Here is a 4,160-nt window from a genome sequence, read left to right as displayed (position 1 = left end):
TGGAGGGACAAGGTTACGCCGCAAGGACGTTTGTTATTCCAGCTTGCGCCGTCGCTGCCCCGCACCGAAGGGACCGGGTCTGGATTATTGGTCACGCCGACAAAAATATTAGGGAACAATCAAAAGCCGTGGCCAAGCACAATGAGCCAGAACAACACAACTCAAAGCGTGTTTTCACTTCTTCCAACCCCCGTTGCCTCGGACAATCGGGACAGGGGGAGCCTTGCCAACCCATCGGTGCGAAGGCGATTGAACATTGGGAAGCAAGTAAGTCTTTCGATGCTGTGGGCTGGCCAACTCAACCCGCAATTCGTGGAGGAAATGATGGGCTTCCCTCTAGACTGGTCTCTAGTAGATTAGCCGCCCTTGGCAATGCGGTCGTTCCGCAAATTCCGCAAATGATAGGCAACGCAATCCTAGAAGCAGAAAGGGAAACGGCATGAACCTCCCATCAAACTATGACGCCTGGCGCTTGGCCGGGCCTGACGAACATCACGAAATCGGCATTGAGGACGGGGACACCTGCGGGCGCTATCCCGAACCGGACGAAGATCAGCCGATCAGGTTTCGGGCCCGGCCCTGCGGTGGGCTGATGGTGAAATTTGGCGACGATGTTGAGTGCGAAAGCTGCGGGGAAATGCCATGACTTATGACGAAGCAATGACCGCGCTAAATGACGCCATCTATGTGGCTGTCAGGGCGGCAAACAATGAGGACGGCGCACCTGCGGAGGCGCTGCGCAAGATGGCCGCTGATGTGGACAGCCTGATTGATCACCGCTGCACCGTCGCAGAAATGCGGGATGCGCGGGCGCTGTACGAAGGCGCAAAGCTGGCAGGGCTGACGCAATGACCATTTGCCCGCACTGCGACCAAGAACTGCGCCTGGCGCACAACCGCGCTGCGCCGAGCGTCCTGCGCTATGGTGGCCGCGCAACAACCGCAACGCTGTGTTGCGGCAACATGGTGGCGCATCACCGGACGCAATACACCTATATTCGCCCCGCGCCGATGCCGAAGGACCGCCATGACGACTGGGGTTTCAAGGCCGAAAAGCCAACGGAGGCCGTCAAATGAGCGACCAAGCATTTACGCTGGTCCCGGTAGAACGCCTGGACCGCATGGAGCGGCTAATCATGGACCTTGCTGCCCGCCTCGACGGTGCCACGGTCACGCCCGCGCCCGAATGGCTGACGGTTGCGGAATATGCGCAGCACGTAGGCAGGACAACAAGAACCGTGCGCAACTGGATTGACTGCGGCATGGTCGAAACAAAGCGGCAGGGGAATGTCCGGCTTGTGCGGCTCAATCCAGACGTTTAGCAATTTCCGCCGCAGACGCATTGTAATAGGCCAACAACTGAGAAATGTTGCGGTGCCCGACCATCCGCGCAAGGTCCAAAACATCAATCTTCTGCGCAAGGCGTGTAATCGCCATGTGTCGGCTGTCGTGGAATGTAAGACCCTCGACGCCTGCCCGCCTCCGCAGTTTTCTCCAAAGGCTTTCAAGCTGGCTGCTGTTTAGCCCAAAAACAGGCTCCATTTTTGGCAGAGCCTCAAGCAACCTGACTGCCTCGATTGACAAAGGCACTGCCCTGGCGGTTCCGTTCTTTGTCATGGGTAGTGTACAAACGCGGCTTTGAAGGTCCACGCGGTCCCAAGACAACCCGACAATCTCCCCGGCCCGCATGGCGGTTTCAACTGCGAACGAAAACGCATGGAAGGCCCGCGCAGTTTTGTTCGCCAGATCATCCCCAGCCGATATTTTCAACGCATCCATTTCTGCTGGGGTCGCCAGCCTATCACGCGGCGGCGGCTTTGACGGCTTGCGAACGTCACTTATCGGGTTGCTTTCGATCAGCCCCCACTCTCGCCGCGCAACAGTCAGAACGCCAGAAAGCAACGACATTTCGCGGTTTACCGTCCCAGGCGTGACCTCCCTCAACCGTGCGTCACGCCACTTCGACAAGTGCGCAGGCTTTAAATCCCTTAGTTTTAGGCGTGAAATCGGGTCTTTCTGAAACCGCATCAACCGCAAATGCTCCCAACGCGCCCCTCGCTTGCGCGGCGTTACCTCTCTTGCGTAGCGCTCAAGTGTGGCCCCAAATGTTGCCGTCTCGCCTTCTGGTCGCTCATTTAAAACCTCATACTCTTTCCGTGCCGCCCAATCTTTTGCGGCCTGTCTGGTCGGCAGCACCTTGCTGACGCGAACGCCGCCACGCGCCACAAAAGCCCGCCATCGCCCGTCCTTGCGCTTTTCAAAACTCGCCATTTACACACCCGTGGGTAAATTGTGTGTAATGGGTGTTCCATTTTCGGCGGAAACTCAAGGAAAACATTTTCGCTGGTGTACATAAAGCCTATGTTTAGCGCCTGTTTTTTCTGGCTAACTGTGAAATTTTGGGATATTAGTTGGTGCGGGTGAAGTTGCACGGCCCCACATATCGGCCCCATTGTTTTCGCTCACTTTTATTGGATTTTTACACATCGCCCACGCTCTGTGGGTAAAAATTGTGTAACAGGCACCGAAAAGGGTCGAAAATGACTGAGTATTCACCGATAACTGTCGCGCGGTTCTGGTCGAAGGTAGACGTTAAAAAATCAGAAGTCGCCTGTTGGCTTTGGCGTGGTGCTGTCGCCAACGGCAGCTATGGGCGGATGAAGGTGAATGGGGAAAGCCTGACTGCAAGCCGGATAGCCTGGGAACTGGCAAACGGCGAAACCCTTGGCGAAAAGTATGCGCTGCACAAGTGCGACAACCCGCGATGCTGCAACCCACATCATATTTACGCGGGTAGCCCATCAGACAACAGACGGGATTTGCACAAAAGGCAGGGGCGGTCTGGCGATAAGATAACACCCGAAGATGTGAAAACCATCAGGAAAGAAAGAAAGGCTGGCATTAGCCGCGCATCACTTGCAAAGGATTTTGGCGTTGATGCAGCCCACATTTCAAAAATAGAGACGGGTCGCGCTTGGGGTTATATCCCCGACTAAAGGGCAACGCATTTTCGTTTTATCTCATGGGCTTGCCTGCATCCGTGCGGGATTTATGCGGGCGCGGGCGTGGAAAGGGGCCTTTTAGCCCTCATCTGGTTCGCTGAATGGATATGCCCTGCCCCCACAATCTTTTTTCATTTGTTCAATGTGTTCTGTGGTGGCGTAGTCTAGCGGATTGCTGCTTGGCTCTTTGGTCGCGGCAATCGGGTCTGCAATCGCATCGTCGAAAACCTTGACCGCTTTCAACAATTCATCGCGCACCGCCGCCAGGTGCAGCTTGGTTTCTTCAATGTTCTGCTCTCTAAATTGCTCTGAGTAATTTGTCGCCACTTCCCAAGCTGCTTGCCTCGCCAGCGCTTCAAAGGAAAAGTATGCAATTTCGTCGTAATCTTTGGTTGCCGCCTGTATCCATCCGACTGCTGGCCATCCGGTGTTGATCTGCAGTTCCAGGTTGCCCCAAGACCATTCAAAGGCAACCTTTGCAGCTTCATCCAGGTTTTGTTTCATTGTCTTTCTTAAATCAAATCCTAACTCCCAATCTGAAAACTCTGGCGCTGGCGTTGCAACTGTAGCTTTCATTCTCTGGCCTCCTTTTGTGCTAATGCCTCACGGGCTTCGCCCCTCATCATTTCTGCAAACCGAATTTTTGCTTGATCTATTTCCGTGGCTGTAAAGCCGTCATCCTCAAGGCTCTGTATTAGCTTTTCGCGGTCCATGCCCACTTTCGCCAATCTCTCGTTAATGGCCCGAACGCACCTTTCTATCACAAGGTCTTGCGCATATTCCCGTTCCGTCCACGCCGTCCCGTCTGGTTTCCGCCTCATCATTCCGGCTCCTTTTGTGCTACACTAGACGCCCACTTAATACGTGACTGGCAGCGCTTCATAAGGCGACGATAGTAAGCGCGATACTCAACCCGCGCCACGTCACGCGCAGCCTCACGCCGCTTCAACTCAGCTAGTTCATCCGGCAATGCCGCGTCCCGCCATCCCATTATCTACATATCCTCAATTACCGTATCTGCTACATATCTGGTATCGCCATGTAGGTCAACACTTGACCTACATTGTATAGTCCTGTACTGAGGGCATAGAGACGGAAATTGGAGTGTCGAAGCTAATGGGCCAGAAACTTGAAACACTAGACGACCTCGCGGAACACG

The 4,160-nt window shown here is 54.6% G+C and carries 9 protein-coding genes; 6 read left to right on the top strand and 3 right to left on the bottom strand.

Annotation, left to right across the window (positions count from 1 at the left end; all coding sequences use genetic code 11):
* From QZ197_RS15070 to QZ197_RS15050, 5 genes are all read left to right on the top strand, one after another.
* The coding region (locus QZ197_RS15070; RefSeq protein WP_296432986.1) for a hypothetical protein at positions 1-360 on the top strand (360 nt) is incomplete at its 5' end.
* A 79-nt stretch (positions 361-439) separates the two neighbouring features.
* Positions 440-646, top strand: a complete 207-nt coding sequence (locus QZ197_RS15065) for a hypothetical protein (RefSeq protein ID WP_296432985.1) — start codon at positions 440-442, stop codon at positions 644-646.
* Complete coding sequence (locus tag QZ197_RS15060; protein WP_296432982.1) at positions 643-852, top strand: hypothetical protein; 210 nt, start codon at positions 643-645, stop codon at positions 850-852. The genes QZ197_RS15065 and QZ197_RS15060 overlap by 4 nt, the downstream gene beginning before the upstream one ends.
* Positions 849-1,076: a hypothetical protein gene (locus tag QZ197_RS15055; RefSeq protein ID WP_296432979.1), complete on the top strand. Its 228-nt coding sequence runs from the start codon at positions 849-851 to the stop codon at positions 1,074-1,076. The genes QZ197_RS15060 and QZ197_RS15055 overlap by 4 nt, the downstream gene beginning before the upstream one ends.
* Positions 1,073-1,321, top strand: a complete 249-nt coding sequence (locus QZ197_RS15050) for a hypothetical protein (RefSeq protein ID WP_296432977.1) — start codon at positions 1,073-1,075, stop codon at positions 1,319-1,321. The genes QZ197_RS15055 and QZ197_RS15050 overlap by 4 nt, the downstream gene beginning before the upstream one ends.
* On the opposite strand, the gene QZ197_RS15045 is transcribed toward QZ197_RS15050, so the two are convergent.
* On the bottom strand, positions 1,305-2,270 hold the full coding sequence (locus QZ197_RS15045; protein WP_296432976.1) for a site-specific integrase: 966 nt from the start codon (positions 2,268-2,270) through the stop codon (positions 1,305-1,307). The genes QZ197_RS15050 and QZ197_RS15045 overlap by 17 nt on opposite strands.
* Before the next feature lie 269 nt (positions 2,271-2,539).
* On the opposite strand from QZ197_RS15045, the gene QZ197_RS15040 reads away from it, so the two are divergent.
* Positions 2,540-2,995, top strand: coding sequence for an HNH endonuclease (locus tag QZ197_RS15040; protein WP_296432974.1), 456 nt, complete (start codon positions 2,540-2,542; stop codon positions 2,993-2,995).
* A gap of 84 nt (positions 2,996-3,079) precedes the next feature.
* Here the strand turns inward: QZ197_RS15040 and QZ197_RS15035 are convergent, their stop codons facing one another.
* Positions 3,080-3,577, bottom strand: a complete 498-nt coding sequence (locus QZ197_RS15035) for a hypothetical protein (protein WP_296432972.1) — start codon at positions 3,575-3,577, stop codon at positions 3,080-3,082.
* A complete protein-coding gene (locus QZ197_RS15030; RefSeq protein ID WP_296432971.1) occupies positions 3,574-3,714 on the bottom strand; it encodes a hypothetical protein in 141 nt (46 codons plus the stop codon). Before QZ197_RS15030 ends, QZ197_RS15035 begins: the two co-directional genes overlap by 4 nt.
* Positions 3,715-4,160: the final 446 nt, after the last annotated feature.

The sequence above is a fragment of the Yoonia sp. genome (genome assembly GCF_017854415.1).
GTDB lineage: Bacteria > Pseudomonadota > Alphaproteobacteria > Rhodobacterales > Rhodobacteraceae > Yoonia.
This window is presented reverse-complemented; position numbering and strand designations above follow the sequence as displayed.

Coding starts and splice junctions, on each gene's coding strand:
- QZ197_RS15035 (WP_296432972.1), bottom strand. CDS start 3,577: ATGAAAGCTACAGTTGCAACGCCAGCGCCAGAGTTTTCAGATTGGGAG.
- QZ197_RS15040 (WP_296432974.1), top strand. CDS start 2,540: ATGACTGAGTATTCACCGATAACTGTCGCGCGGTTCTGGTCGAAGGTA.
- QZ197_RS15065 (WP_296432985.1), top strand. CDS start 440: ATGAACCTCCCATCAAACTATGACGCCTGGCGCTTGGCCGGGCCTGAC.
- QZ197_RS15060 (WP_296432982.1), top strand. CDS start 643: ATGACTTATGACGAAGCAATGACCGCGCTAAATGACGCCATCTATGTG.
- QZ197_RS15050 (WP_296432977.1), top strand. CDS start 1,073: ATGAGCGACCAAGCATTTACGCTGGTCCCGGTAGAACGCCTGGACCGC.
- QZ197_RS15045 (WP_296432976.1), bottom strand. CDS start 2,270: ATGGCGAGTTTTGAAAAGCGCAAGGACGGGCGATGGCGGGCTTTTGTG.
- QZ197_RS15030 (WP_296432971.1), bottom strand. CDS start 3,714: ATGGACCGCGAAAAGCTAATACAGAGCCTTGAGGATGACGGCTTTACA.
- QZ197_RS15055 (WP_296432979.1), top strand. CDS start 849: ATGACCATTTGCCCGCACTGCGACCAAGAACTGCGCCTGGCGCACAAC.